The following is a 25,052-nucleotide window of genomic DNA, read 5'->3' on the forward strand; positions in this document are numbered from 1 at the left end:
CGCTTTAAGCCGCCCCATCAGCGGCGCTCGACGCTCAAGGAAATGCCATGCACGCCCAACCCCTCACCGCCGCCGATTTCGACTTCATCGAAGAGACCCTGCTCAAGTACGGCGACGACCACTCGGTGCTGAACCTGGCCGAACTCGACGGTTACTTCACCGCGCTGGTCTCCAGCCCAGCCCAGGTCGACGTGGCCGAGTGGTTCCCGGCGATATGGGGCGGGCAAAACCCGGAGTGGGACAACATGGACGAAGCACAAAGCTTCCTCGAACTGTGCGTGCGCCACCTCAACACCCTGGCCAGCCAACTGGCCACCGACGCCCGTGGCTTCAAGGCTCGCTTCGACGAAACCGAACACCAGGGCCAGAACGTCACCCTGGCCGAAGAATGGTGCTTTGGCTACATCCGCGGCGCGGCCATCGGCAACTGGCCGGAACTGCCGGCGGAACAAGCCGCACTGCTGGAAAAAATCTCCTGGTGCGCCGAACAGGACAACTTCGAATTACCCGCCGACCTCGACGTGCAAACACACCAGCAGCGAGTCAGCGAACTCGAACCCGCCGCACGCGCGCTGCATGACTACTGGTTGGCAAAACGATAAAAAGCTGCAGAGCGCATCTGAAACCCCGAGTCGGCAAGCCGGCTCCAACACCTACCCGCTCTTGATCCAACCACTCAGGCCGGCTGCCAGGCCGCCGTGCCGTTGCTTTTGATCTTGATCTTGATCTAGGCGCCCCATCAAACACGCTGGCCGGAATTCGATATTGATTTGGGGGGGTAAACCGGCAGGGATGCCGGTTTAGCCGCCCCGCGCCATGGATGGCGCGTGGCGGCGGCCCCCCAAATCAATATCGGATTACGGGCACACCGAGCCTAGGCGAGGTGCCGAGTGTTGGGGCAAGAGCCCTTTTGGTTACTTTTGGGGCTTTTCCAAAAGTGACCCGCCGTAAGGGCGGAACCATAAGCCGCCGTTACCGCAAAAACGGATATGCCCCCAACCTGATCCACCCCCCCCCAGCGCCCCGAAGCCCGCCATCGCAGGCAATCCAGCTCCCACAGTGACACCAAATCCCACCCAATAAATATCAGCAACCACGACCCCAAGCTCGACAAGCACCGCATCTATACCCGATTATTCAAGTCCGCCCCGTCGGCCACTCCGTGCCACCTCGCCTAGAATCAGGAGCCTCGTACCTTGAGTTCGCAGAAAACCGTGACCGTGACACCGCCCAATTTCCCCCTCAATGGCAAGGTCGCGCCCCCCGGCTCCAAATCCATTACCAACCGCGCCCTGCTGCTGGCGGCCCTGGCCAAGGGCACCAGCCGCTTGAGCGGCGCCTTGAAAAGCGATGACACCCGCCACATGTCGGTCGCCCTGCGCCAGATGGGCGTGACCATCGACGAGCCGGATGACACCACCTTCGTCGTCACCGGCCAGGGCAAACTGCAGTTGCCGACGCAGCCGCTGTTCCTCGGCAATGCCGGCACCGCCATGCGCTTTCTGACCGCCGCCGTCGCCACCGTTGAAGGCACCGTCGTGCTGGACGGCGACGATTATATGCAAAAACGCCCGATCGGCCCGCTGCTGGCCACCCTGCGCCAGAACGGCATCGCGGTCGACAGCCCGACCGGTTGCCCACCGGTCACCGTGCACGGTGCGGGTAAAGTCGCGGCCAAGCGCTTCGAGATCGACGGCGGCTTGTCCAGCCAGTACGTGTCGGCCCTGCTGATGCTGGCGGCCTGCGGCGAAGCGCCGATTGAAGTGGCGCTGACCGGCAAGGACATCGGTGCACGCGGCTATGTCGACCTGACCCTGGACTGCATGCGCGCGTTCGGCGCGCAGGTCGAGGTGGTCGACGACACCACCTGGCGTGTGGCGCCGACCGGCTACACCGCGCATGACTACCTGATCGAACCCGACGCTTCCGCCGCCACCTACCTGTGGGCCGCTGAAGTGCTGACCGGTGGGCGCATCGACATCGGCGTCGCCGCGCAGGACTTCACCCAGCCGGACGCCAAGGCCCAGGCGGTGATCGCGCAATTCCCGAACATGCAGGCCACGGTCGTCGGTTCGCAGATGCAGGACGCCATCCCGACCCTGGCGGTGCTCGCCGCATTCAACAACACCCCGGTGCGCTTCACCGAGCTGGCCAACCTGCGGGTCAAGGAATGCGACCGCGTGCAGGCGCTGCATGATGGCCTGAATGAAATCCGTGCGGGCCTGGCCACGATCGAGGGCGATGACCTGCTGGTCGCCGCCGATCCTGCGTTGGCCGGCACCGCGTGCAATGCCTTGATCGACACCCACGCCGACCACCGCATCGCCATGTGCTTTGCGCTGGCCGGGCTGAAGGTCGCGGGCATCCGCATCCAGGATCCGGACTGCGTGGCCAAGACCTATCCTGAGTACTGGAAGGCCTTGGGCAGTCTCGGGGTCCAACTGACCTACTGAGGCATCGGCGCCGGAATGGGGAGGCAATGCACATGACAATTCGCCAACCCTGCCCACCCGGCGCCTGCGTCTGCGAACGAGAACAACTGCTGGAACGTCCCGGCGCCGACCTGCGCATCCTCAGCCTGACGCGCCAGGAAGAAAAACGCCTGGTCGAACGCCTCGAAAACCTGCAGAGCCTGCAGGACCTCGAACGCATGCAGCAGCGCATGTACGAACTCCTCGGAATCCGCGTGCACATCGCCCCCGGCCACGCCGAGGTCAAGAGCATGCGCGGCATCCAGATCGTCATCGACGACCTGCCAGGCCTGTGCCGCAAGACCCGCCAATCGATCCCGGCGGCGATTCGCCGGGGCATGGAAAAACACCCCGAGATCGCCTACCGCCTGCTGGATGCCCACGACCTGTTTCGCGACGGTTGAACCGCGCTCGAACCACCGATTGCCGCGCCACGACGGATTCCCTGGCGCGTGGCACTGGGCACACTTGATTCAAAGCAACCTGGAACAGGCTGGCGCTCAGGCGTTCTCTCGCACCTGACGCGGGACAAACAACTGCCGGCCGAGCTTCTCGGCGGTGCGCAAATGGCTTTGCGCGCTGTCGCTTTCCGACTCCAGCAACAGCTCGGACGTCAGCACCTGCGCCCCACAGTAGTCAAAAATCCCGTAGTCGATCTGCGTACGCATCGCCTGGGCATAACCATGTCGTTCAAACGCGCTTTCATCGGCGGCCCCCAGCGCCAGCAGATGCACCTGCAAGTGCCGCAGCTTTTTCACCACCGGCGTGTCCGGGCCGTAGTCGATGGCCCAGCCGTTGACGAACACGCGATCGACCCAGCCCTTGAGCAGGCCCGGCAGCGACCACCAGTAGATCGGGAATGCCAGCACCAGCGCATCGGCGCGGTCGATGCGCGCCTGCTCGGCCAATACGTCGGCCGGTGGCGTGGCGCGAGTGCGGTGTACGCGGTGGTCGGCGGCGGTGTAGCGCGGGTCGAAGCCTTCGGCGGCGAGGTCGGCGATTTCCACGGTGTGGCCGCTGGCAGTCAGGCCGGCGGCCACCTGCGCCGAGACGGCGTGAGTGAGGGATTGCGGGTCGTGGTGCGCGACAACGATGAGTGCATGCATGACATTGACTCCCTTTGGGCTTAAGCTACGTTTAGTAAGTTACAACCACTAAGTTACTTTTGGTATATAAGCATGTCAAGCAGTCAGTCCCCTGCCCCACGCCGGCGCTTGAGCCGTGAAGATCGTCTGCGCCAGCTGCTCGATGTGGCCTGGCAACTGGTCCGCGATGAAGGCACCGAAGCCCTGACGCTCGGGCGCCTGGCGGAACTCGCGGGAGTGACCAAGCCGGTGGTCTATGACCATTTCGTCACGCGCGCGGGGTTGCTCGCCGCGCTGTATGCCGACTTCGACGCGCGCCAGGACAAGGTGTTTACCCAAGCCATCGAGGCCAGCGATGCCACGCTGGAGGATCGCGCGTGGGTGATCGCCTCGAGTTATGTCGATTGCGTGCTGTTGCAGGGCCGGGAGATTCCGGGGGTGATCGCCGCGCTGAGCAGCTCACCGGAACTGGAAACCCTCAAGCGCGAATACGAGGCGATTTTCCTCGCCAAGTGCCGCGACGCGCTGTCGCCCTTCGCGCCCGGCGGCACGGTGTCCCAGGTCGGCCTGCGGGCGGTGCTGGGCGCGGCGGAAGCCTTGTCCCAGGCGGCAGCCAGTGGCGAAGTCAGCCGTGAAGAGGCGCAGCAGGAGCTGCTTGCGACCCTGCTGGCGATGGTCAATCGCGGGCGCGGTTGACGGTTTACGCCGGAAGGTTCTGGACGAACAACCGTACCTTGCGCGTCAGTTGATCCAGATGCCGGTCGCGCTGTTTCTCGGCGTCGAGCATCGCGCGCTTGCCGTGCTTTTGCAGCAGGTAGGTATGGATCTGGCGCACTTCCAGCGAGCTGTAGATCGACGCCACGTCCAGCACGCCCATCAGGCCATCAGTGCCGTAGTCGCGGGTATTCATCAGCACCTGGGTGCCGCGCGCGCCCCGCACCTGAAAGCCCATGCGTTCAAAAGCCGGTACTTTTTCCATCGAGCACGCGAGTTCCGCATGGGGATAACGGCTCAACACCTCGCGCATCATCGCGCGCGCCACACCCTGGCGCCGATGGCCGACTTGCACGGCCATGAATGCAATCCCGCAGGCTTGCGGATCGTCCTTGACGGGCAGGTACAGGCAAAAGCCAAGCAGTTCTTCCGCGTCCATCGCCACGACCAACTCGACGGCAATCCCCTTTGAACCGTCCAGGGCTTCCAGGTACAGGTGCACTTCAAAACCGATGGCGTACTGGTAAATGTTGTAGAGCAGGTTACTCGGCGGCAGCGCGACGCTGCTGATGTCGGTGAGGTTGTCCACCACCATCTGCAGGACCTGCGCGTTGATGGGCTCGGGGCACGGTGTCGTGTAGCGGGTAAGGCTGTACATGCAAATTCCTGGGGTTTCGCGTCAAGGCAGCGGCGATTGTACCTGTTGCGGCGAGTGTATGGCCTGCAGGCCGCACCCAAAAGCCACGCCGATATTGACAAGGTAAAATCGTAACGACTATTGTCTGACAACCTGATCAACAAGGTTTTCCCATGCTTGAGCTTCAACGCCCCGATTCGCTGGTCGTCCGGGTTGTCAGTGCCATCCGCGCAGAAATCGACTCCGGCCAACTGCCGCCCGAGTCGCGCTTGCCCACGGAACAGCAACTGGCCGAACAACTCAACGTCAGCCGCTCCGTGGTGCGTGAAGCCATTGCCCAGCTCAAGGCCGATGGCGTGATCACTGCGCGCCGGGGCCTGGGCTCGTTTATCTCGCAGACGCCAGCCGGTACGGTGTTCCGTTTCCCGCAGCCGAATGGACGGCGCCCCGACCTCGCGCAGATGTTCGAAGTGCGCCTGTGGATCGAGACCCAGGCCGCCGCGATTGCCGCGCAACGCCGCGACGAAGCCGACCTGCAGCGCATGAAAAGCGCGCTGCAGGACATGCAGGAGCACCGCGACAACTTCGAAGCGGCCGCCCTCGCCGATGTGGAGTTCCACCGCGCCATCGCCGACGCCAGCAAGAATGACTACTTCGTGGCCTTCCATGACTTCCTGCGCAGCCAGTTGGCCAGCGCCCGCAAGACCGCTTGGGAAAACTCCGCCTCGCGTTTTGTCACCGGCTCTGCCGACGCCACCCAGGAACACCAGGCGCTGTTCCAGGCGATTGCCGACGGCGACGCCCAGCGTGCCGCCGCGAGTGCCGAGGCCCACCTGCGCGCGGCAGCACGCCGCCTGAGCCTGGAACTGCCCGCCAAACATTGACCGAATCCACCCTTTTGCAGCGTGTCCCCGACACGCCATTTTTTTAACCAAAACATTAGTCTGACAACCTGATAAGCAGACTGATGTGCAACCGCAGGTACCCCACGCAATGATTCACGACTTTTGCATCATCGGCGGCGGCATCGTCGGCCTCGCCACCGCCATGGAGCTGCTCAAGCGCCAGCCGGGCGCCTCGCTGGTGATCCTCGAAAAGGAATCGGTGCTGGCCAAGCACCAGACCGGCCACAACAGCGGCGTGATCCACGCCGGCATCTACTACGCGCCGGGGAGCCTCAAGGCCGACCTGTGCAAGCGTGGCGCCGAAGCCACCAAGCAGTTCTGCACCGAGCACGGCATCAAGTTCGAGGTGTGCGGCAAGCTGCTGGTGGCGTCCAGCCCGCTGGAAATGCAGCGAATGGAAGCGCTGCATGCCCGCGCCCAACTCAACGGCATGCAGGTCGAGCGCCTTGATGCGGACCAGTTGCGCGAGCGCGAACCGAACATCGTCGGCCTGGGCGGGCTGTTCCTGGATGCCACTGGCATCGTCGATTACCGCCAGGTGTGCGAGACCATGGCGCGGGTGATTCGCCGCAGCGGTGGCGAGATCTGCCTGGAACGCACCGTCACCGGCATCCATGAAGATACCGACACCGTCACCATCAACACCCTTGGTGAAACCTGGCAGGCGCGTCATCTGGTGGTGTGCGCTGGCTTGCAGTCGGACCGCCTGGCGACCCTGGCCGGGATCAAGATCGACCACCAGATCATCCCGTTTCGCGGCGAATACTTCCGCCTGCCGCCGGAAAAAAACGGCCTCGTCAATCACCTCATCTACCCGATTCCCGACCCGGACTTGCCGTTCCTCGGTGTGCACCTGACCCGCATGATCGACGGCAGCATCACCGTCGGCCCGAACGCCGTGCTGGGCCTGGGTCGCGAAAACTACCGCAAGTTCTCGATCAACTGGCGCGACGTGGCCGAGTACGCGCGCTTCCCCGGCTTTTGGAAAACCGTCTGGCAGAACCTCGGTTCGGGCACCACCGAGATGAAGAACTCGTTGTTCAAATCCGGCTACCTGGAGCAGTGCCGCAAGTATTGCCCGTCACTGACCCTCGACGACCTGCTGCCCTATGAAGCCGGGATCCGCGCCCAGGCGGTGATGCGCGACGGCAGCCTGGTGCACGACTTCCTGTTCGCCCAGACCTCGCGAATGCTCCATGTCTGCAACGCCCCCTCACCGGCCGCGACGTCAGCCATGCCGATCGGCGCGATGATCGCCGACCGCCTGTTCACGCCCCAGTAACACCCGGCAATACGCCTCCATTTGACAATAACTACAAAGACTCAGAAGGAAGTACAGCATGACGGCATCTGCCTCCATCCCCGGCACCGAAACGCCCGAGCAAACCCGCAAGCGCCTGCGCAAAGTCGCCGCCGCGACCATCTTTGGCTCAATGCTGGAGTGGTACGACTTTTACCTGTACGCGACCATGGCGGCGATTGTGTTCTCGAAAATCTTCTTCGATAACAGCGACCCGAAGACCGCCACGCTGATGGCTTTTTCGACCTTTGCCATCGGCTTTATCGCACGCCCGTTCGGCGGCATCCTGTTTGGCTACCTGGGCGACAAGTTCGGCCGCAAGCAAGTGCTGGTGCTGACCTTCTGCCTGATGGGCGTGTGCACCACGCTGATCGGCCTGATCCCCAGCTACGCCTCCATCGGCATCTGGGCGCCGATCGTGCTGGTGTTCATCCGCATCATCCAGGGCCTGGGTGCGGGGGCCGAACTGTCCGGCGCGGCGGTCACCTCCTATGAGCACGCTGCGCAGGGCAAGCGCGGCAGCCAGGGCGCATGGCCGGCGCTGGGCCTGAACCTGGGCCTGTTGCTGTCGTCGCTCACCGTGTACCTGCTGACCATCAACGGCAACGAGTTCCTGCTGGCCGGCGGCTGGCGTATTCCCTTCGTCTGCAGCATCGTGCTGGTGGGCGTCGGCCTGTGGGTACGCAAGAGCATTCCGGAAACCCCGCAGTTCAAGGAGCTGAGCAAAGAAGCCGCCAAGGCCAAGGCCTCGCCGCTCAAGGCCCTGTTCAAGAACGACCTCAAAGGCCTGGCCGTAGTGTTCTTCGTGGCCATCGGCTACAACGCGCTGAGCTACATCTTCAAGACCTTCTCCCTGGCGTACCTGACCCAATTCAAAGGCGTGGATGTGCACGTCACGTCGCTGTCGGTAACCATCGCCAGCCTGATCGCCATCGTCGCCGTGCCTTGCTTTGGCTGGCTGTGTGACAAGTGGAGCAGCAAGCACGTGCTGATCCTCGGCGGGCTGTGCTCGCTGCTGTTCGCCTACCCGTTCCTGGCCCTGCTCAACAGCGGCGAAAGCCTGATGATCTACATCGCGATCGGCGTCGGCACCGGCGTCCTCGCACCGATGATGTTTGCCCCGCAGGGCTCGTTCCTGAGCCGGCAGTTCCCGACCCAGACGCGCTCTTCCGGCTTCGGTACCGGCCGTGAAATCGGCACCGCCATCGCCGGTGGCCTGGCGCCACTGGGTGCGTTGTCGATGGTGGCGGCATCGGCCACCCACTCCACTGATGGCGTGGTGATAATCCTCGCCATTTCGGCGCTGCTGGTGGTGGTGTTTGCGTTGTGTGACCAGGGCCGCAAGCACTCGGCATTCAAGAACTGAGGAAAAAAGTTCGGACCAACGGGTGCATGGACGCACCTACATCGCGCATCATGGGCACTTTCAAGCTCAAGGGTAACGTCCATGCGCGTTCTGTCATTGATGATGGGTCTTACGACGCTGGCCGCCAGTACGGTGTTCTGCGCCAGCGCGATGGCGAATGAAGAAATCCAGCTGGTGCAACAGATCAACGACTACCGCAGCCAGGTACAGCGCTGCGGTGACCAGGGTTCCCAGGAACTGCCACCTTTGGCCAGCGACACCCGCCTGGTGCTGCCGGCCACCAATGTCGGCGACTTGCAACAGGCCCTGGCCCGGGCGGCATACCCGATGGTGAATGTGCAGGCCATCAGCCTGTCCGGCCCCAAGGATGCCCAGGCTGCCATGAAGGCGGTCCGCGAGAGTTTCTGCCGCGTGGTGCTCGATCCGCAATTTGTCGATATCGGTGTGAGCAACAGCGGCCAGGACTGGCGCATCGTGCTCGCCCGTCCCCTGCTGTCCAGTGGCCTCGGCGACTGGCAGACCGAAGGCAAGCAACTGCTCACCCTGATCAACACCGCGCGCGCGCAACCGCGCCAGTGCGGCACCCAGGCATTCAGCGCGACCACCCCGCTGTCCTGGAATGACGACCTGGCCGGCGCCGCCAACAGCCACACGCGCAACATGGCCAACGGCAATTTCTTCGACCACCTCGACCACGACGGCCGTACCCCCGGTGACCGCGCCGAACTGGCCGGCTACCCGGCAAAAAACATCGGCGAAAACATCGCCGCCGGCCTGGACACGCCGCGCAAGGTCGTCGACGGCTGGCTCGCCAGCCCCGGGCATTGCGCCAACCTGATGAACCCGCAGTTTCGCGAATTGGGCGCGGCCTATGCCATGGACCCGAAAAGTGACGCAGGGATCTACTGGACCGGTTTGTTCGGCACATCGCAGTAAAAAACAGCGCCCGGATCGCGGAATATTTATCTATTCAAATGGATGAAGCATCAAATTGCCATCTCGTGGATAATTCCGCTGAACTGGCAACGTTCATTTCGGTCTGTTGCTTGTTAGCCTGACCTCTTCAGGCGCTCGACCGATTGTGGCAAACAAGGTGTTCTCCCAATGATGAATTGGCTGCAAAGCAGCAGCGACATGGCTGAGCGGGTACGCCAGCATGATTGGGCAAGTACGCCCCTGGGCCCGCTGGAACAATGGCCGGATGTGCTCAAGACCACGGTAGCGTTGTGCTTTGCCTCGAGCTTTCCCCAGGCCATCGTCTGGGGACCGCACCTGATCACGCTCTACAACGATGCGTTTGTGCCCATCCTTGGCGACAAGCCCTACTCGCTGGGGCGACCTTTCAGCGAAACCTGGCATGAAGTGTGGGACCAGGTCGGCCCCATCGCGGACGCGGCTTTCGAAGGGCATGCCACCTACATCGAGAACTTCCCGCTGCTGATCGAGCGTGGCGCGGGCCCCGAGCAGGCCTACTTCACCTTTTGCTACAGCCCCATCCGCGATCCCCAGGGCAAGGTCGTCGGCTTGCTGGACACGGTGACCGAAACCACCGCCACGGTATTTCTTGCGCGGCGCCTGGCGGTGCTGGATGCGATCGGCAACGCCGTGACCAATGCCACCGATGCCGAAACCATCATGTCCACCACCACGCGCCTGCTGGCCGAGCACCTGCAGGTGTCCAACTGCGCCTATGCGGACATGGACGCCGATGAAGACGGCTTCACCATTCGCGGCAATTGGGCGGCGCCCGGCTCGCCGAGCATCGTCGGACGCTACAGCCTGGCCTCGTTCGGTGAGTTGGCCGTACAACGCCTGCACGCCGGCGAGCCGGTGGTGGTGCAGGACAATCGCATCGAATTCGAGCCGCACATCGCCGCCAGCTACCAGGCCCTGGGCGCGTTGGCGACCGTGTGTTTCCCGCTGATCAAGCATGGCCGGCTCACCGCGCTGATGGCCGTGCATCACAAAGCGGCGCGCGTGTGGTCGCCCTATGACCTGGCCCTGGTGGGCGAAGTCACCGAACGCTCCTGGGCACATATCGAGCGCGTGCGCGCCGACGTCGCCGTGCGTGAGGGCCTGGCGGCATTCACCGAGCTGAATGCGACCCTGGAACAGCGGGTGGCGGAACGCACCACCGCCCTCTCCCAGGCCGAAGCCGCGCTGCGCCAGTCACAGAAGCTGGAAGCCATCGGCCAGTTGACCGGCGGCGTCGCCCATGACTTCAACAACCTGCTGACGATCATTCGCTCGTCGGTGGATTTCCTGCGCCAGCCCGGTCTCTCCGAGGAGCGGCGCCAGCGTTACATGGGCGCGGTGTCGGACACCGTCGAGCGGGCCAGCAAACTCACCAGCCAGCTGCTCGCCTTCGCCCGGCGCCAGCCATTGAACCCGGAAGTGTTCGATGTGAGCCTGCGAGTCAAGAATATCGGCGAGATGCTGGAAAGCCTCACCGGGGCGCGGATCCAGGTGCGCGTCGAGTTGCCCGACAGCCCGTGCCATGTGCGCGTCGACTCCAGCCAGTTCGAAACCGCGCTGATCAATATGGCCCTCAACGCCCGTGACGCCATGAACGGCCAAGGCACGCTGACCTTGCGCGTGGCCACCGTGGCGGCCCTGCCGCGTATCCGTGGCGACGCCGAGTCGCGCCAGCCCTTCGTCACGGTGTCCCTGGCCGACACCGGCAGCGGCATGGCCAGCGACAACCTGGAGCGCATCTTCGAGCCGTTCTTTACCACCAAGGCCGTCGGCAAAGGCACCGGGCTGGGTTTGTCCCAGGTGTTCGGTTTCGCCAAGCAGTCCGGCGGCAACGTCGACGTGGCCAGCACCCCGGGCCAGGGCACGGTATTTACCCTGTACCTGCCGGCCGTTGAGTCCCAGGCAGTCCAGTTGGCGCACCTGCAGCAAGCCGCGTGCCCGGACCATGACCCGTCGCACCGCCATATCCTCATCGTGGAAGACAACCTCGACGTGGGCCGCTTCGCCAACCAGATCCTCCAGGACCTGGGCTACCAGACCACCTGGGCCACCGATGCCGAACAGGCACTGGCGATGGCCGGCGCGGACGCCATGGCCTTCGACGGGGTGTTCTCGGACGTGGTCATGCCGGGGATCACCGGCGTGATGATGGCCAGGGTGCTGCGCGAGCGCCGGCCGGACCTGCCGATAGTTCTCACGTCGGGCTACAGCGAGGAGCTGGCTGACAGCGGCTATGAAGGCTTCGAGTTCCTCGCCAAGCCCTATTCCGCCGACCAGGTCGCACGGGTGCTGGCCAAGGCCATGCTCAAGGACTGAGCCTATTCCGCCACGGCCACTTGATTGCGACCCAACGCCTTGGCGCGATACAGCGCCTTGTCGGCGGTGTTCATCAGGCCGTGCAAATCCTGGTCAAGGGTATGGGTGGAGGCCACGCCGAGGCTGGCGGTCAAGCCATGCACCGGCTCGGAGACCAGGCCGGAGATCGCCTTGACCAACTGCTCGGCAATGTCTCGCGCCGCCTCCAGCGAGGTATTGGGCAGCAGCACCGCGAACTCCTCGCCCCCCAGGCGGCCGTACACATCGGCCTGGCGGAACGAGGCACTGATCACCCCGCCAATCTGGCGCAGCACCTGGTCACCGGCCTGGTGACCGTAGGTATCGTTGATCTGCTTGAAGTGGTCCATGTCCAGCATCAGCGCGCACAACGGCTGCTGATTGTGGCGGCATTGCGCGTACAACACCTGGGCATGTTCGAAAAACGCGCGACGGTTCATCAGCCCGGTGAGTTCGTCGGTCTGTGCGGCGCGTGTAGAGATGTTGTGGGCCCGTTCCATTTGCCGGGTCAGGCGAAAGGCTTTTTCCAGCGCATCCGACAGCTTGCGCGTGGCGCTGACCACAAAGGTGGAGAACACCAGCACGGCGACAGCCACCCCGACTTGCATCGACGACGGCTGGAACAACAGCCACAGCGTGCACGGCAGCAGCACCAGGGCCAGGGACGCCAGGGTCATGTAGCGATACGCGGAATAACACGAGACGGCACTCACCGACATGCCCACGGTAAACAGCATGACCAGCACCTGCGACACTCGATCGTCGGTCGGCATTACGGCCAGTGCGCCGGCGCCCCAGACGCCGGCAGACAGCATCAGCGTGATCCAGTAGCGACGCTCCCAGCGCTGCGGGGTGCGCTCGCCGTTGGGACAGCGGAACCACTCCATGAACATCTTGACCCGCAGCAATGACGTGGCCGCCAGCACCAATAGCCAGACCAGCATGACCGTGTGGTCAAAGCGCTCCCAACACAGCCAGCAGAGCATCACCGCAGCGAGGTAACTGCCGAAAATCGCGGCAAAGGACTGCCGAAACAACTGATGCAAACGGTCAGTCCGCACCTGTTCCTCTATAAAGCAATCCTGGTCCTGCCTACGCCCAAGGCCGTTCATGAAATTCGCCTGATTCAACTGCCACGACAAGGGTGCCATTGTGGCACCCTGCCAGTAGCGCGGACAACAGAATCCAGCCGTGTAGAGCGCTTTAAAGCGCTTGCGGCCGCAGAATCAACACACCCAACGGCGGCAGATTCAAGGACAGCGAGACCGCCTGCCCATGGCGCGGCTCATCACGCGTGGAAACGGTGCCACCGTTACCGTAATTGGAGCCCGCATACAGGTCGGCGTCGCTGTTGAGCACTTCGCTCCAGCTCCCGGCAAACGGCACCCCGACGGCATACGCCTCACGCGGCACCGGGGTGAAGTTGGCAACCACCAGCACCGGCTTGCCATCCTTGCTCCAGCGCAGCCAGGCATACACGCTGTTGATCGCATCATCGCCGATCAGCCATTGGAAGCCCTGGGGCGCGTCGTCCTGTTCGTGCAGGGCCGGTTCCTCGCGGTACAGGCGGTTCAAGTCGCCCACCAGTTTCTGCACGCCGCGGTGTTCCGGGTATTGCAGCAGGTACCAATCCAGCTGCTGGTCGTGGTTCCACTCGCGCCACTGGCCGAATTCGCAGCCCATGAACAGCAGTTTCTTGCCAGGGTGCATCCACATGAACGCCAGGTAAGCCCGCAGGTTGGCAAATTTCTGCCAGCGGTCGCCGGGCATCTTGTCGATCAACGAGTGCTTGCCGTGCACCACTTCATCGTGGGAAATCGGCAGGATGAAACGCTCGGACCAGGCATACACCAGGCCGAAGCTCAGTTCATTGTGGTGATGGGCGCGGTACACCGGGTCCTGCTGGATGTAGTGCAGCGAATCGTGCATCCAGCCCATGTTCCACTTGTAGTTGAAACCCAGGCCGCCCTGTTGGGTGGGCTGGCTGACGCCGGGCCAGGCGGTGGATTCTTCGGCAATCACCAGCGCGCCAGGCGCCTCCAGGGCGACCACGTCGTTGAGGTGGCGCAGGAAGTCGATGGCTTCGAGGTTCTCGCGACCGCCGTGGCGATTGGGCACCCATTCGCCGGCCTTGCGCGAATAATCGCGGTACAGCATCGACGCCACGGCATCCACGCGCAGCCCATCGATGTGGAAGTGCTTGAGCCAGTGCAGCGCCGAAGCCAGCATGAAGCCGTGGACTTCGGTGCGGCCCAGGTTGTAGATCAGCGTGTCCCAATCCTGGTGAAAGCCTTCGAGCGGATTGGCGTATTCATACAGCGCGGTGCCATCGAACTGCGCCAGACCGTGGGTATCGGTAGGAAAATGCGCCGGCACCCAGTCGAGAATCACACCAATATCCGCCTGATGCAGTGCATTGACGAAGTAGGCAAAGTCTTCCGGCGAGCCAAAGCGTGCCGTCGGGGCGAATTGCGACAGCGCCTGATAGCCCCAGGAGCCGCCGAACGGGTGCTCCATGATCGGCATCAGTTCAACGTGGGTGAAGCCCAGTTGCTGCACATAGGGCACCAGCCGTTCGGCCAGCTCGCGCCAGTTGTATTGGCGCGAGACCTCGCCCGCCTCGTCCAGCTCGCACTGCCAGGAACCCACGTGCAGCTCGTAGATCGACAGCGGCGCGGTGGTCTTCTGACGCTCGACGCGCGACTGCATCCACGCATGGTCCTGCCAGTCCACCTGCAACGGCGCCGCGACCTTGGAGGCGGTGTCCGGCGGCAGTTGGGTGGCCAGCGCCATCGGGTCGGCCTTGAGCGGCAGGATCCCGTTGGCAGCGAGAATTTCGTATTTGTAGGCTGCGCCCGGTTGCAGGCGTGGGATAAAGATCTCCCATACACCGGACGGATGACGCAGGCGCATCGGGTGCCGACGCCCGTCCCAGATGTTGAAGTCGCCGACCACCGACACACGCCGGGCATTCGGCGCCCACACGGCAAATCGCACGCCCTCCACGCCGTCGACGCTGGTCACCTGGGCGCCCAGGCAGCTGCCGAGGTCGCGGTGATTGCCTTCGGCAAACAGGTACAGGTCCATTTCACCCAGCAGCAGTTGCTGGAAGCTGTACGGGTCTTCGGTGATCTGCTCACCGCCCGCCCACTGGATTTTCAGCAGGTAGGCCTGGCGAGTCGCGAAGTGCCCGACAAACAAACCCGGCACCTGGGTCGCATCGAGGCTGCCGATCTGCTCGCCGCTGTCGCGTGCCAGCACCTGCACACTGAGGGCTTCCGGCAGGAAGGCGCGGATAAACTGGCCGCCCTGCTCGTCATCGTGCGGCCCCAGGATCGAGAACGGATCATGGTGCTCGGCGCGCACCAGCGCTTCGACGTCGTTGGACGCCGGCAATGCAGTCAATTTCGGCTGCAGCGGTTCTTTATGTGTAAAGCTCATGACGTCTCCCCACCGCGTACAGTTTTCGATATAGGTACAAGCCCACTCAGCAAGCCGTGCAACCCTTGCAGGGGCACTGGCAGCCAGGTCGGGCGATTTTCCGCTTCGTAAGCCACTTCATACGCGGCCTTCTCGAGGCTGAACAACGTCAGCGCAGCGTCCTGGCCCTTGGCATCCTGCCAGTCATGCGCCAGTGTAGACGTAGCTGCCTGATAAGCCTGGATAAATGCCTGGCGCGCTTCTTTCAGGTAACGATCGGTCACGCGCTTGCGGGCAACGTCCGCCTCCGTCGAGTGATCCACGCCCTGCACATTCAGCGCCATCGCCGCCGCGTAATCAAAGGAACGCAACACCCCGCTCACATCCTTGTACGGGCTGTGCTTGCCCCGGCGCTCATGCAGCGGCCGCGCAGGCTCGCCTTCAAAGTCGATCAGGTAGGCATCGCCCTTCACCACCAGCACCTGGCCCAGGTGCAAATCACCGTGGACACGAATGCGCAGGCCGCCCAGCGTGGCTTTCGCCAAGGCCTGCACATGGCTGGCAATGGCTTTTTTCTGAACCAGCAATTCACTGACCAGCGCCTGATCGCCAGGGTTCAATTGGCTTTGGTGCAGCTTGAGCAATTGCAGCGCACGGTCGATCTGTGCACCGACATCCTTGGCCCAGGCCTGGGTATCCTTGACTGTGGTGACCTCGGGCTTGAAGTCTTTGTTCGTGGTCTTCGCGCCCAGTACCCCATGCATTTCGCCCAGGCGCTGCCCGAGCAATCCGGCAAAGTCGGCCAGTTCGCCCAGGGCGTTGTAGTGTTGTTCCTGCTCGGAAATGGCTTCGGCGAGTTCGTCGCGGATCGCGCGTTCAAGGTTGTTCTGGGTCCAGCTCCAGGCATCGCCCTGGTTGCTCAGGTAGCCTTGGGCAATCATCAACAGGTTGTCATCGCCCGCCGCATCGCGGCGCACCATCGAGCCCAGCAATGGCGAAATGTTCGGGTAGTCGGCGGCGGTCAGGTAGGCGCTCATTTCCAGCTCCGGGTGCACCCCGGCGCTGACTTTGCGGATCAGTTTGAGCACCAGGCTTTCGCCCACCACCACTGAACTGTTGGACTGCTCGGCAGACAGGTAGCGCACCACCGACTCGTCATTGAGCTGCAACTTGGCCAGGTGCGGCGTGGCTTCAAAACGCAGGTCGCCATCGCTGGTGTTCAGCACGGTGCCGGCTTGCAGGCCCTGGATGACCGCGCGAATGAAGTGCTCAAGGCTGAAGGCGTCCGTCACCAACCCGACCTGGCGCACACGGCGCACGCGGGCCAGCGCCAGTTGCTGCGGCAAGGCGCTGGTGAACTGGTCTTCGCCGAGAAAGCCGAATGGCAGCTGATATCGGTTGACCTGGCCACCGGCGGTCACCTCAAGCTCGCTGAGCAACACCGGGTGCTGCGGGTCGCCAAAGCGTGCGCCATAGACGATGCGCACGCTGTCGATGGCCGTGTCCTTGCCGGCAAACCAACGGCGCTTGGGCAGCCAGGCCGGCAGCGAGGTCTGCTCCAGGGTCGCGCGGCACGGCTCTTCGAGCAGCTCTTCCATGCGTTTTTTCAGCACCAGCGTGGTGAAGTCCGGCATGCTTTGCGCCGGTTCCACATGCCAGCTCGGCATCTGGTTTTCCGCCGCCAGCACGAACCAATAGAAGCCATATGGCGCCAGGGTCAGCAGGAAATTCAGCTGGCCAATCGGCGGGAATGCATTACCGCCCAACATCTCCACCGGCACCATGCCGGCGAACGCCGACAGGTCCAGTTCGGCTGCCTGGGCACTGCGCGACACGTTGGCCACGCACAGGATGATTTCGGTACGCCCATCGTCGCCGGTGAATTCGCGGGTGTAGGCGAGGATGCGGCGGTTGCTGGGCGAGAGCATTTTCAGACTGCCACGGCCGAACGCCTTGGACTGCTTGCGTACCGCAAGCATGCGGCGGGTCCAGTTGAGCAGCGAGTGTGGATCCTGGGCCTGGGTTTCGACGTTGACCGACTGGTAGCCGTATTGCGGGTCCATGATCGGCGGCAACACCAGGCTCGCCGGGTTGGCGCGGGAAAAACCGCCGTTGCGGTCGATGGACCACTGCATCGGCGTGCGCACCCCATCACGGTCGCCCAGGTAGATGTTGTCGCCCATGCCGATTTCATCGCCGTAATACAGGGTCGGTGTGCCTGGCATCGACAGCAACAAGCTGTTGAGCAATTCGACACGTCGACGGTCACGCTCCACCAACGGCGCCAGGCGCCGGCGGATACCCAGGTTGATCCGCGCGCGGCGGTCAGCGGCGTAGTAGTTCCACAGGTAATCGCGTTCTTTGTCGGTGACCATTTCCAGGGTCAGCTCATCGTGGTTGCGCAGGAAAATCGCCCATTGGCAGTTGGCGGGGATCTCCGGGGTCTGGCGCAGGATGTCGGTGATCGGGAAGCGATCTTCCTGGGCCAGCGCCATGTACATGCGCGGCATCAGCGGGAAGTGGAAGGCCATGTGGCACTCGTCACCGTCATCACCCTTGCGATCACCGAAGTACAGCTGGGTGTCTTCAGGCCACTGGTTGGCCTCGGCGAGCAGCATGCGGTCGGGGTAATGCGCGTCGATCTCGGCGCGGATCTGCTTGAGCACGCCGTGGGTTTCAGGAAGGTTTTCGTTGTTGGTGCCATCGCGTTCGATCAGGTAGGGAATCGCGTCCAGGCGCAGGCCGTCGATGCCCATGTCCAGCCAGTAGCGCATCACCGACAGCACGGCTTTCATCACCTGCGGGTTGTCGAAATTGAGGTCCGGCTGGTGGGAATAGAAGCGGTGCCAGAAGTACTGGCCGGCGACCGGGTCCCAGGTCCAGTTGGATTTTTCGGTGTCGAGGAAAATGATACGTGTGCCGTCGTACTTCTGGTCATCATCCGACCACACGTAGAAGTCCCGCGCCGCCGAACCGGGCTTGGCCTTGCGGGCGCGTTGGAACCATGGGTGCTGGTCCGAGGTGTGGTTGATCACCAGCTCGGTGATGACCCGCAATCCGCGCTTATGGGCCTCGGCGATAAAGCGCTTGGCGTCGGCCATGGTCCCGTAGTCGCTGTGCACGCCCCGGTACTCGGCAATGTCATAGCCATCGTCGCGCCGCGGCGAAGGGTAGAACGGCAGCAGCCAGATGGTGTTCACGCCCAGGTCGGCGATGTAGTCGAGCTTGGCGATCAGCCCGGGAAAGTCACCGATGCCGTCGTTGTTGGAGTCGAAATAGGATTTGACGTGAACCTGATAGATCACCGCGTCCTTGTACCAGAGCGGGTCTTTGATAAAGGTGGCAGCCTTGGGTTTCTTCGCCATTGGAAACTCCTGAAATGCGTGAACATCCACTTGAAACACCGCGAACCCGTGTCGGAGCCGGCTTGCCGGCGGTCGCGGTGTTTCAGGGAAAAAAAGGTGTCAGGCCCGCTGCCATCGCCGGCGAGCCGGCGCCTGCAGGGGGAGACGGTCTCAGGCAACAGTGAGGCGCCAGATCCCGAACGGCATATGCGGCTCCAGGCGGGTCCACTGGTTTTTGCCGTACCAGGTCCAGCGATGGCCGTTCATCAAGTCTTCGCCTTGGGTCTGGGCATCGTCGGGCAGGCCCAACTCCCATAGCGGCAGCTCGAAATGCGCTTCCTGGGCGTTGAACGGGTCGAGGTTGACGGCCACCAGGATGAAGTTGCTGCCATCCTCACTGCGTTTGCCGAAATACAGGATGTTGTCATTCCAGGCGTTGTAGAGCTTGAGGCCCAAGTGCGTGTGCAAGGCCGGGTTCTGTCGGCGAATGCGGTTGAGTTGGGCGATCTCGGCAATGATGTTGCCGGGCGCAGTGAAGTCCCGTGGACGGATCTCGTATTTCTCCGAGTCCAGGTATTCCTCTTTGCCCGGCACCGGCGCCGCTTCGCACAGCTCGAACCCCGAATACATGCCCCACAGGCCCGAGCCCATGGTCGCCAGTGCGGCGCGGATGAGAAACCCCGGCCGACCGGATTCGTGCAGGAAGCCGGGGTTGATGTCCGGCGTGTTGACGAAGAAGTTCGGCCGGTAGCATTCACGCCACGGCGACTGGTTCAGCTGCGTCAGGTACTCACCGAGTTCGGCCTTGGTGTTTCGCCAGGTGAAATAGGTGTAGCTTTGGGAATAGCCGACCTTGCCCAGGCGCGCCATCATCGCCGGCGTGGTGAACGCCTCGGCGAGAAAGATTACGTCGGGGTACTTGGATCGCACGTCGCTGATCAGCCATTGCCAGAACGGCAGCGGCTTGGTGTGAGGGTTGTCGACGCGAAAGGTCTTCACGCCCTCTTCCACCCAGCCCACCACGATGTCGCGCAATTCGGTCCACAGGCTCGGGATCGCGTCGGCGGCATAGAAGTCGACGTTGACGATGTCCTGGTATTTCTTCGGCGGGTTCTCGGCGTATTTGATCGTGCCGTCCGGGCGCCAGTTGAACCAGCCCGGGTGTTGCTTGAGCCACGGATGGTCCTGGGAGCATTGGATGGCGAAGTCCAGGGCGATTTCCAGGCCGTGATCGGCGGCAGCCTTGACCAGGCGCCGGAAGTCATCGCGGCTGCCCAATTGCGGATGGATCGCCTCATGGCCGCCCTCCTCGCTGCCGATGGCATACGGGCTGCCCGGATCCTCCGGACCGGCGGTCAGGGAATTGTTCTTGCCCTTGCGGTGGCTGCGGCCGATGGGGTGGATCGGCGGGAAATACAGCACGTCGAATCCCATGTCGTGGATCATCGACAGGCGCGAGTGCACATCGTTAAAGGTGCCGTGGCGGGCGGGATCGTCAGTGATCGAGCGCGGAAACAGCTCGTACCAGCTGGCAAACTGAGCCGCCTCGCGCTCGACATCAATCGGGTAGACACGGCTGATGCTCAAATAGGCACGGTGGTCGGCCTGGGTCATCAAATGTGCACTGTCTTCGTGCAGGAACTGCGCGACCTGCTCGGTTTCCAGCAGGCCGGAGAGTTCGTGGTGCAGCAGCATCAGGCGGTCGCGCAACTCGTTGTCGCTGCGTTCGGCGGCCTGCAGCACCAGGCTGCGACCTTCCTGCAACTCCAGGCTGACCGGTACCCCGGCCTCATGTTTCTTGCGCAGTTCGTAGCAGAAGCTGGCGAAGGTATCGATCCAGGCTTCAATGCAGTATTCGTGGGGGCCTTGGTCACTGACGGTGAACCCGCCCTCCCAGCCATTGTTGCCCACGTCGTTCATCACCACGCTGTGCCAGTGTTCCTGGTGCAGCGGGCGCCAGCGGATCAGCACCGCCAGCTTGTCGTGGCCGTCGGCAAAGACTTTGCTGGTGACGTCAATGCGCTGGCCAACCACCGCCTTGACGGCGAATTCGCCGCCATCGATCACGGGGGTGGTGCTTTCGATCGCGATCCTGGGCAGCAACAATGCCTGGGACAGCGGCAAGAGGGATTCTTCTGGAACCTGTGTTTCAGCAGTCATCGAGCATCTTCCCCTTACGCCCTGTGGACGCTCTTTGCTTGATCTGAATTCTGAGACGACGCCGCTCTCCCTGAGCAGGGCCGTATAAGGTCCGAGCCTGCCTCACCGGGAAAAGTTCAGGTGGATGTGCGGCCATTGAGCGGGAATCAAATCGCCCCGGCGGCTGTCCACCGATAGAGCAAAGCACAAAGGAGGCCACACCGATGAATATCCCGATCCCGGCAGAAACCCCGGACCCGAATATCGACAACCCGACGCTGCCACCCACCGAGCCGGAGCCGATTCCGGAACAAGACCCGCCCCAAGACCCGCCACCCGTGGAGGAGCCGCCGACCACCATGCCGCCCGTGATTGTCAGCCCTTCTCAAAGCGCTTGACGATTTTTGGCATCACGCTGAACACCAGCAGAGCCAGCAAGGTACTCAGCACCGCTGTCGATTCCCGGCCCAACCCGGCCGAGACCCCAATCGCAGCGGTCATCCACAGGCCGGCGGCGGTGGTCAGGCCCTTCACGTGCCCTTCTTCCTCATCCTTGCCCTTGATGATGGTCCCGGCGCCGAGGAAGCCAATCCCGGCAATCACGCCCTGGACCACGCGGCTCATGGCATCGGCCTGATTGCCGGACATCTGCGGCACCATCACGAACAGCGCCGCGCCCAGGGCCACCAGCATGTGCGTGCGCACGCCCGCGGCCTTGCCCTTGCTCTCGCGCTCGAAACCGAGAATGCCGCCCAGGACCGCAGCGATCAGCAGGCGCACGGTGATTTGGGTGAGTTGTTTCGCATCGCCGATATCGGCAAATTCAGCTTGCAGGGTTTGCCACACTTCTTGCCACCAGGCGTCCATGGATGCCGTCCTTTTTGTCTTTATGGGTCAACGATGGACAGCGGCGACCGCCAGTCAGTTGCCTTGAACCCGCGCACATCGCTGCGCCCTAACGTTCATAGCCCATGAGAAAGGAGAACGGCATGCCCATTCGTATCGAAAACCAGCTGTGTTACTTCATGCTCGATGACAATGGCCAGGAACAAAGCGTGCCGGCGACACGGGTCAATATCGTCACCGACATCGACAAATCCATGTCCTACGTGGAATTGGCGGCCGAGCGGATCTATATCACTGAAGCCGAGGCCGATGCGCTCACGGTCGCCGGCGCCCACGACGGTCGCCAACATGTGAAGGCCGAAGAACCTGGTTCGTTGATTTAATTGATCTGTATCAGCACGCCCAGGATAGCGCTGCACCCCTGATGCAACGGGGTGCAGCACATTGTCGCAGCGGCGCTTGAAGCCCTTATCTGATCCGCTTTTTATCGCCCTAGCTGAGTCTGTTATGCACACAGCACCACGCGCATAGTTCATCCGCCTGATGGAGGCTGATGAGCGAACGACCATGAGCGAAAGAATCCCTACCGTGGAAACCTTTGTGCCCATACACCCAAAGAAGGTGAAGGCCAAATCCAGCGACAACCTGATTCATACCCGCAGCTTCACCGGCCTGTTCCGCACCTTGCGTATCGGCGGTGCCGGCTTGCTGTTCCTGGCCTTCTTCGGCACCGTGTGGCTGAACTGGGGCGACCGCCAGGCGGTACTCTGGGACCTGGCGCAGAGCAAATTCCATATCTTTGGCGCGACCTTCTGGCCCCAGGATTTCATTTTGTTGTCGGCGCTGCTGATCATCTGCGCCTTCGGCCTGTTTGCGATTACCGTGTTCGCCGGCCGCGTGTGGTGCGGCTACACCTGCCCGCAAAGCTCGTTCACCTGGCTGTTCATGTGGTGTGAGAAAGTCACCGAAGGCGAGCGCAATCAACGTATCAAGTTGCAAGCGGCGCCGTGGAGCGTGAACAAACTGGCGCGGCGCGCGGCCAAGCACACCCTGTGGCTGGGCATCAGCGTGCTCACCGGGCTGACCTTTGTCGGCTACTTCACGCCCATCCGCCCGCTGGCCGCCGAGCTGCTGACCTGGCAAATGGGCGGCGTCAGCCTGTTCTGGGTGCTGTTCTTCACCGCCGCCACCTACCTCAACGCCGGGTGGCTGCGCGAAGCGGTGTGCATGCACATGTGCCCGTATGCGCGCTTCCAGAGTGTGATGTTCGACAAAGACACGCTGACCATCTCCTATGACGCCGCCCGTGGCGAAAGCCGTGGCCCGCGCAAACGTGAGGCCAGGCCGGCCGACGTCGGCCTGGGAGATTGCATCGACTGCCAGCTCTGCGTGCAGGTGTGCCCCACCGGTATCGACATCCGCGACGGCCTGCAAATGGAGTGCATCGGTTGCGCAGCCTGTGTCGACGCCTGCGACTCGATCATGGACAAGATGGGTTACGCGCGCGGCCTGGTGAGCTACACCTCCGAACATCAACTGCAAGGTGGCAAGACTCATCTGCTCAGGCCACGCCTGATCGGCTACAGTGCCGTGCTGCTGGTGATGATTGCCGCACTGGTGGTGGCCCTGGTGGGGCGGCCGATGGTGTCGCTGGATGTGACCAAGGACCGCGGCATGTTCCGCGAAAATGCCCAGGGCCTGATCGAGAATATCTACAGCCTCAAGGTCATCAACAAGACCCAGCAACGCCAGGACTACCGCCTGGAACTGGTGGACGGCGAAGGCTTCCAGTTGCAGGGCAAGACCGAGATCAGCCTGGCGCCTGGGGAGATCAGCGATGTGCCGGTGTCCGTGGCCCTGCTGGCCGACAAACCGACCAGCAGCTCACAGACCTTGCGTTTCAAGGTCACGGATGTGGATGAACCCTGGATCTACAGCGCGGCCGACAGCCGTTTTGTCGCCCCGCTGAACCGCTGAGGTCTATCCGACCCAGTGGCGATTCAACTGTGGGCGCTGACTTGCCGGCGCCTGCCATGGACTTGCGTACACTTTCAAAAAGCTGATTAGGCCCCCATGAAACGCTACGAAAAATTTGCCGACGACATTGCAGAACTGATCCGCTCCGGCGTGCTCGGCCCCGGCCAGCGTGTGCCTTCGGTGCGCTACGCCAGCCAGACTTACGGCGTCAGCCCATCGACAGTGTTCCAGGCGTATTACCTGCTGGAGCGACGTGGGCTGATCCGCGCCCGGCCGCGCTCGGGTTACTTCGTCAATACCCACGCACCGAGCCCGTTTTCCGAGCCGGTGGTGAGCGAGCACGTGCACGAGTCCACTGAAGTGGATGTGAGCGAACTGGTGTTCTCGGTGCTGGACTCGATCAAGGACCCCAACACCGTGCCGTTCGGCTCGGCCTTCCCCAGCCCGATGCTGTTCCCGCTGCCGCGCCTGGCCCGCTCCCTGGCCAGCGCCAGCCGCGAGATGGACCCGCGCCTGGTGGTCACCGACATGTCGCCGGGCAACCCGCAACTGCGTCGGCAGATTGCCCTGCGCTACATGGTCGGCGGGCTGATGCTGCCCATGGAAGAACTGCTGATCACCAATGGCGCCCTCGAAGCACTCAACCTGTGCCTGCAGGCCGTGACCGAACCCGGCGACCTGGTCGCGATCGAGGCCCCGGCGTTCTACGCCTGCCTGCAAGTGCTCGAACGCCTGAAACTCAAGGCAGTCGAAATCCCCGTGCACCCGCGCGACGGCATTGACCTCAACGCGCTGGCACAAACCCTGGAGCGCTACCCGATCAAGGCCTGCTGGACCATGACCAGCTTCCAGAACCCGATGGGCGCGACGCTGCCAGAGGCCAAGAAGCAGGCGCTGGTAGAACTGCTGCGCAGCCATCAAGTGCCGCTGATCGAAGACGATGTGTACGCCGAGTTGTATTACGGCCAACACGCGCCGAAACCGGCCAAGGCGTTTGATACCGAGGGCCTGGTGATGCACTGCGGCTCCTTCGCCAAGAGCCTCGCGCCCGGCTATCGCGTGGGCTGGGTGGCCGCCGGGCGCTATGCGCAGAAAGTCGAACGCCTGAAGCTGATGACCTCGCTGTGCCCATCGATGCCGGCCCAGGCGGCGATTGCCGATTATCTGCAGCACGGCGGCTACGACCGGCACCTGCGCAAATTGCGCTATGCCCTGGAGGAACAGCAAAGCGCCATGCTCGCCGCCATTGCGCGTTACTTCCCGGCCCAGACCCGCGTCAGCCAACCGGCCGGCGGCTATTTCCTGTGGCTGGAATTGCCCGAGCAAACCGACTCATTGAAGCTGTTCCAGATGGCGCTGGCGCAAGGCATCAGCATTGCGCCGGGCCCGATCTTCTCGGCTACCCAGCGCTTTCGCAACTGCATCCGCCTGAACTACGGCAGCCCGTGGACTGAAGCGTCGGAAAAAGCCATGGAGACCTTGGGGCGGATCGTCCGCTCCTTTTGATCCCGATGCCTTGTGGCGAGGGCGCTTGCTCCC

Annotated in this window: 20 protein-coding genes; 13 read left to right on the forward strand and 7 right to left on the reverse strand. The window is 62.9% G+C overall.

The window, feature by feature from the left end:
- Window positions 1-47 precede the first annotated feature (47 nt).
- From C9990_RS17495 to C9990_RS17505, 3 genes are all read left to right on the forward strand, one after another.
- Window positions 48-602 (forward strand): UPF0149 family protein, encoded by a 555-nt coding sequence (locus tag C9990_RS17495; protein WP_065906675.1) that lies wholly within the window; start codon window positions 48-50, stop codon window positions 600-602.
- A gap of 594 nt (window positions 603-1,196) precedes the next feature.
- Window positions 1,197-2,453 carry a 3-phosphoshikimate 1-carboxyvinyltransferase gene (locus C9990_RS17500; RefSeq protein WP_065906673.1) on the forward strand — a complete coding sequence of 419 codons (1,257 nt, stop codon included), beginning with the start codon at window positions 1,197-1,199 and terminating at the stop codon, window positions 2,451-2,453.
- A 32-nt stretch (window positions 2,454-2,485) separates the two neighbouring features.
- Window positions 2,486-2,875, forward strand: a complete 390-nt coding sequence (locus tag C9990_RS17505) for a hypothetical protein (RefSeq protein WP_065906750.1) — start codon at window positions 2,486-2,488, stop codon at window positions 2,873-2,875.
- A gap of 96 nt (window positions 2,876-2,971) precedes the next feature.
- On the opposite strand, the gene C9990_RS17510 is transcribed toward C9990_RS17505, so the two are convergent.
- Complete coding sequence (locus C9990_RS17510) at window positions 2,972-3,577, reverse strand: NAD(P)H-dependent oxidoreductase (protein WP_106804111.1); 606 nt, start codon at window positions 3,575-3,577, stop codon at window positions 2,972-2,974.
- Window positions 3,578-3,649: 72 nt separating this feature from the next.
- On the opposite strand from C9990_RS17510, the gene C9990_RS17515 reads away from it, so the two are divergent.
- On the forward strand, window positions 3,650-4,252 hold the full coding sequence (locus C9990_RS17515; protein ID WP_106804112.1) for a TetR/AcrR family transcriptional regulator: 603 nt from the start codon (window positions 3,650-3,652) through the stop codon (window positions 4,250-4,252).
- Between the two features lie 4 nt (window positions 4,253-4,256).
- Here the strand turns inward: C9990_RS17515 and C9990_RS17520 are convergent, their stop codons facing one another.
- Window positions 4,257-4,928, reverse strand: a complete 672-nt coding sequence (locus C9990_RS17520; protein WP_106804113.1) for a GNAT family N-acetyltransferase — start codon at window positions 4,926-4,928, stop codon at window positions 4,257-4,259.
- Between the two features lie 152 nt (window positions 4,929-5,080).
- Between C9990_RS17520 and C9990_RS17525 the strand changes: the two genes are divergently transcribed.
- The 5 genes from C9990_RS17525 (at window position 5,081) to C9990_RS17545 (ending at window position 11,769) form a co-directional block, all read left to right on the forward strand.
- On the forward strand, window positions 5,081-5,791 hold the full coding sequence (locus C9990_RS17525) for a FadR/GntR family transcriptional regulator (RefSeq protein ID WP_065906667.1): 711 nt from the start codon (window positions 5,081-5,083) through the stop codon (window positions 5,789-5,791).
- 109 nt (window positions 5,792-5,900) lie between these two features.
- Window positions 5,901-7,094 (forward strand): L-2-hydroxyglutarate oxidase, encoded by a 1,194-nt coding sequence (gene lhgO, locus C9990_RS17530; RefSeq protein ID WP_106804114.1) that lies wholly within the window; start codon window positions 5,901-5,903, stop codon window positions 7,092-7,094.
- Between the two features lie 58 nt (window positions 7,095-7,152).
- Window positions 7,153-8,478 carry an MFS transporter gene (locus C9990_RS17535; RefSeq protein ID WP_106804115.1) on the forward strand — a complete coding sequence of 442 codons (1,326 nt, stop codon included), beginning with the start codon at window positions 7,153-7,155 and terminating at the stop codon, window positions 8,476-8,478.
- A gap of 81 nt (window positions 8,479-8,559) precedes the next feature.
- A complete protein-coding gene (locus tag C9990_RS17540) occupies window positions 8,560-9,414 on the forward strand; it encodes a CAP domain-containing protein (RefSeq protein ID WP_065906660.1) in 855 nt (284 codons plus the stop codon).
- Between the two features lie 168 nt (window positions 9,415-9,582).
- Window positions 9,583-11,769, forward strand: a complete 2,187-nt coding sequence (locus tag C9990_RS17545; RefSeq protein ID WP_106804116.1) for an ATP-binding protein — start codon at window positions 9,583-9,585, stop codon at window positions 11,767-11,769.
- A 2-nt stretch (window positions 11,770-11,771) separates the two neighbouring features.
- On the opposite strand, the gene C9990_RS17550 is transcribed toward C9990_RS17545, so the two are convergent.
- From C9990_RS17550 to C9990_RS17565, 4 genes are all read right to left on the reverse strand, one after another.
- Entirely contained in the window at window positions 11,772-12,938 is a 1,167-nt protein-coding gene (locus tag C9990_RS17550; RefSeq protein ID WP_065906656.1) for a diguanylate cyclase, read from the reverse strand.
- A 52-nt stretch (window positions 12,939-12,990) separates the two neighbouring features.
- The gene (gene glgB, locus C9990_RS17555) at window positions 12,991-15,228 is read right to left on the reverse strand and encodes a 1,4-alpha-glucan branching protein GlgB (protein ID WP_106804117.1); all 2,238 of its coding nucleotides are present in this window, start codon (window positions 15,226-15,228) and stop codon (window positions 12,991-12,993) included.
- Window positions 15,225-18,572 (reverse strand): maltose alpha-D-glucosyltransferase, encoded by a 3,348-nt coding sequence (treS, locus tag C9990_RS17560; RefSeq protein WP_106804118.1) that lies wholly within the window; start codon window positions 18,570-18,572, stop codon window positions 15,225-15,227. The genes glgB and treS overlap by 4 nt, the downstream gene beginning before the upstream one ends.
- 150 nt (window positions 18,573-18,722) lie before the next feature.
- Window positions 18,723-20,711: an alpha-1,4-glucan--maltose-1-phosphate maltosyltransferase gene (locus tag C9990_RS17565; protein WP_106804119.1), complete on the reverse strand. Its 1,989-nt coding sequence runs from the start codon at window positions 20,709-20,711 to the stop codon at window positions 18,723-18,725.
- Window positions 20,712-20,914: 203 nt separating this feature from the next.
- Between C9990_RS17565 and C9990_RS32490 the strand changes: the two genes are divergently transcribed.
- Entirely contained in the window at window positions 20,915-21,088 is a 174-nt protein-coding gene (locus C9990_RS32490) for a hypothetical protein (RefSeq protein WP_162946078.1), read from the forward strand.
- Here the strand turns inward: C9990_RS32490 and C9990_RS17570 are convergent.
- Window positions 21,066-21,557, reverse strand: a complete 492-nt coding sequence (locus C9990_RS17570; RefSeq protein WP_065906642.1) for an MgtC/SapB family protein — start codon at window positions 21,555-21,557, stop codon at window positions 21,066-21,068. The genes C9990_RS32490 and C9990_RS17570 overlap by 23 nt on opposite strands.
- Window positions 21,558-21,679: 122 nt before the next feature.
- On the opposite strand from C9990_RS17570, the gene C9990_RS17575 reads away from it, so the two are divergent.
- The 3 genes from C9990_RS17575 (at window position 21,680) to mapR (ending at window position 25,019) form a co-directional block, all read left to right on the forward strand.
- The gene (locus C9990_RS17575; RefSeq protein ID WP_065906641.1) at window positions 21,680-21,919 is read left to right on the forward strand and encodes a DUF3203 family protein; all 240 of its coding nucleotides are present in this window, start codon (window positions 21,680-21,682) and stop codon (window positions 21,917-21,919) included.
- A 184-nt stretch (window positions 21,920-22,103) separates the two neighbouring features.
- On the forward strand, window positions 22,104-23,513 hold the full coding sequence (gene ccoG, locus C9990_RS17580) for a cytochrome c oxidase accessory protein CcoG (RefSeq protein WP_065906640.1): 1,410 nt from the start codon (window positions 22,104-22,106) through the stop codon (window positions 23,511-23,513).
- Between the two features lie 96 nt (window positions 23,514-23,609).
- Window positions 23,610-25,019, forward strand: coding sequence for a GntR family transcriptional regulator MpaR (gene mapR / locus C9990_RS17585; protein WP_065906638.1), 1,410 nt, complete (start codon window positions 23,610-23,612; stop codon window positions 25,017-25,019).
- Window positions 25,020-25,052 lie beyond the last annotated feature (33 nt).

This window comes from Pseudomonas sp. S5D5 (assembly GCF_003013355.1).
Classification (GTDB): Bacteria; Pseudomonadota; Gammaproteobacteria; order Pseudomonadales; family Pseudomonadaceae; genus Aquipseudomonas; species Aquipseudomonas aylmerensis.

Bases quoted from the DNA above. Each gene is read 5' to 3' on its own strand.
- ccoG (WP_065906640.1), top strand. From the start codon at position 22,104: ATGAGCGAAAGAATCCCTACCGTGGAAACCTTTGTGCCCATACACCCA.
- C9990_RS17505 (WP_065906750.1), top strand. From the start codon at position 2,486: ATGACAATTCGCCAACCCTGCCCACCCGGCGCCTGCGTCTGCGAACGA.
- C9990_RS17565 (WP_106804119.1), bottom strand. From the start codon at position 20,711: ATGACTGCTGAAACACAGGTTCCAGAAGAATCCCTCTTGCCGCTGTCC.
- C9990_RS17515 (WP_106804112.1), top strand. From the start codon at position 3,650: ATGTCAAGCAGTCAGTCCCCTGCCCCACGCCGGCGCTTGAGCCGTGAA.
- C9990_RS17545 (WP_106804116.1), top strand. From the start codon at position 9,583: ATGATGAATTGGCTGCAAAGCAGCAGCGACATGGCTGAGCGGGTACGC.
- glgB (WP_106804117.1), bottom strand. From the start codon at position 15,228: ATGAGCTTTACACATAAAGAACCGCTGCAGCCGAAATTGACTGCATTG.
- C9990_RS17570 (WP_065906642.1), bottom strand. From the start codon at position 21,557: ATGGACGCCTGGTGGCAAGAAGTGTGGCAAACCCTGCAAGCTGAATTT.
- C9990_RS17520 (WP_106804113.1), bottom strand. From the start codon at position 4,928: ATGTACAGCCTTACCCGCTACACGACACCGTGCCCCGAGCCCATCAAC.
- treS (WP_106804118.1), bottom strand. From the start codon at position 18,572: ATGGCGAAGAAACCCAAGGCTGCCACCTTTATCAAAGACCCGCTCTGG.
- lhgO (WP_106804114.1), top strand. From the start codon at position 5,901: ATGATTCACGACTTTTGCATCATCGGCGGCGGCATCGTCGGCCTCGCC.
- C9990_RS17540 (WP_065906660.1), top strand. From the start codon at position 8,560: ATGCGCGTTCTGTCATTGATGATGGGTCTTACGACGCTGGCCGCCAGT.
- mapR (WP_065906638.1), top strand. From the start codon at position 23,610: ATGAAACGCTACGAAAAATTTGCCGACGACATTGCAGAACTGATCCGC.
- C9990_RS32490 (WP_162946078.1), top strand. From the start codon at position 20,915: ATGAATATCCCGATCCCGGCAGAAACCCCGGACCCGAATATCGACAAC.
- C9990_RS17550 (WP_065906656.1), bottom strand. From the start codon at position 12,938: ATGGCACCCTTGTCGTGGCAGTTGAATCAGGCGAATTTCATGAACGGC.
- C9990_RS17495 (WP_065906675.1), top strand. From the start codon at position 48: ATGCACGCCCAACCCCTCACCGCCGCCGATTTCGACTTCATCGAAGAG.
- C9990_RS17575 (WP_065906641.1), top strand. From the start codon at position 21,680: ATGCCCATTCGTATCGAAAACCAGCTGTGTTACTTCATGCTCGATGAC.
- C9990_RS17525 (WP_065906667.1), top strand. From the start codon at position 5,081: ATGCTTGAGCTTCAACGCCCCGATTCGCTGGTCGTCCGGGTTGTCAGT.
- C9990_RS17510 (WP_106804111.1), bottom strand. From the start codon at position 3,577: ATGCATGCACTCATCGTTGTCGCGCACCACGACCCGCAATCCCTCACT.
- C9990_RS17535 (WP_106804115.1), top strand. From the start codon at position 7,153: ATGACGGCATCTGCCTCCATCCCCGGCACCGAAACGCCCGAGCAAACC.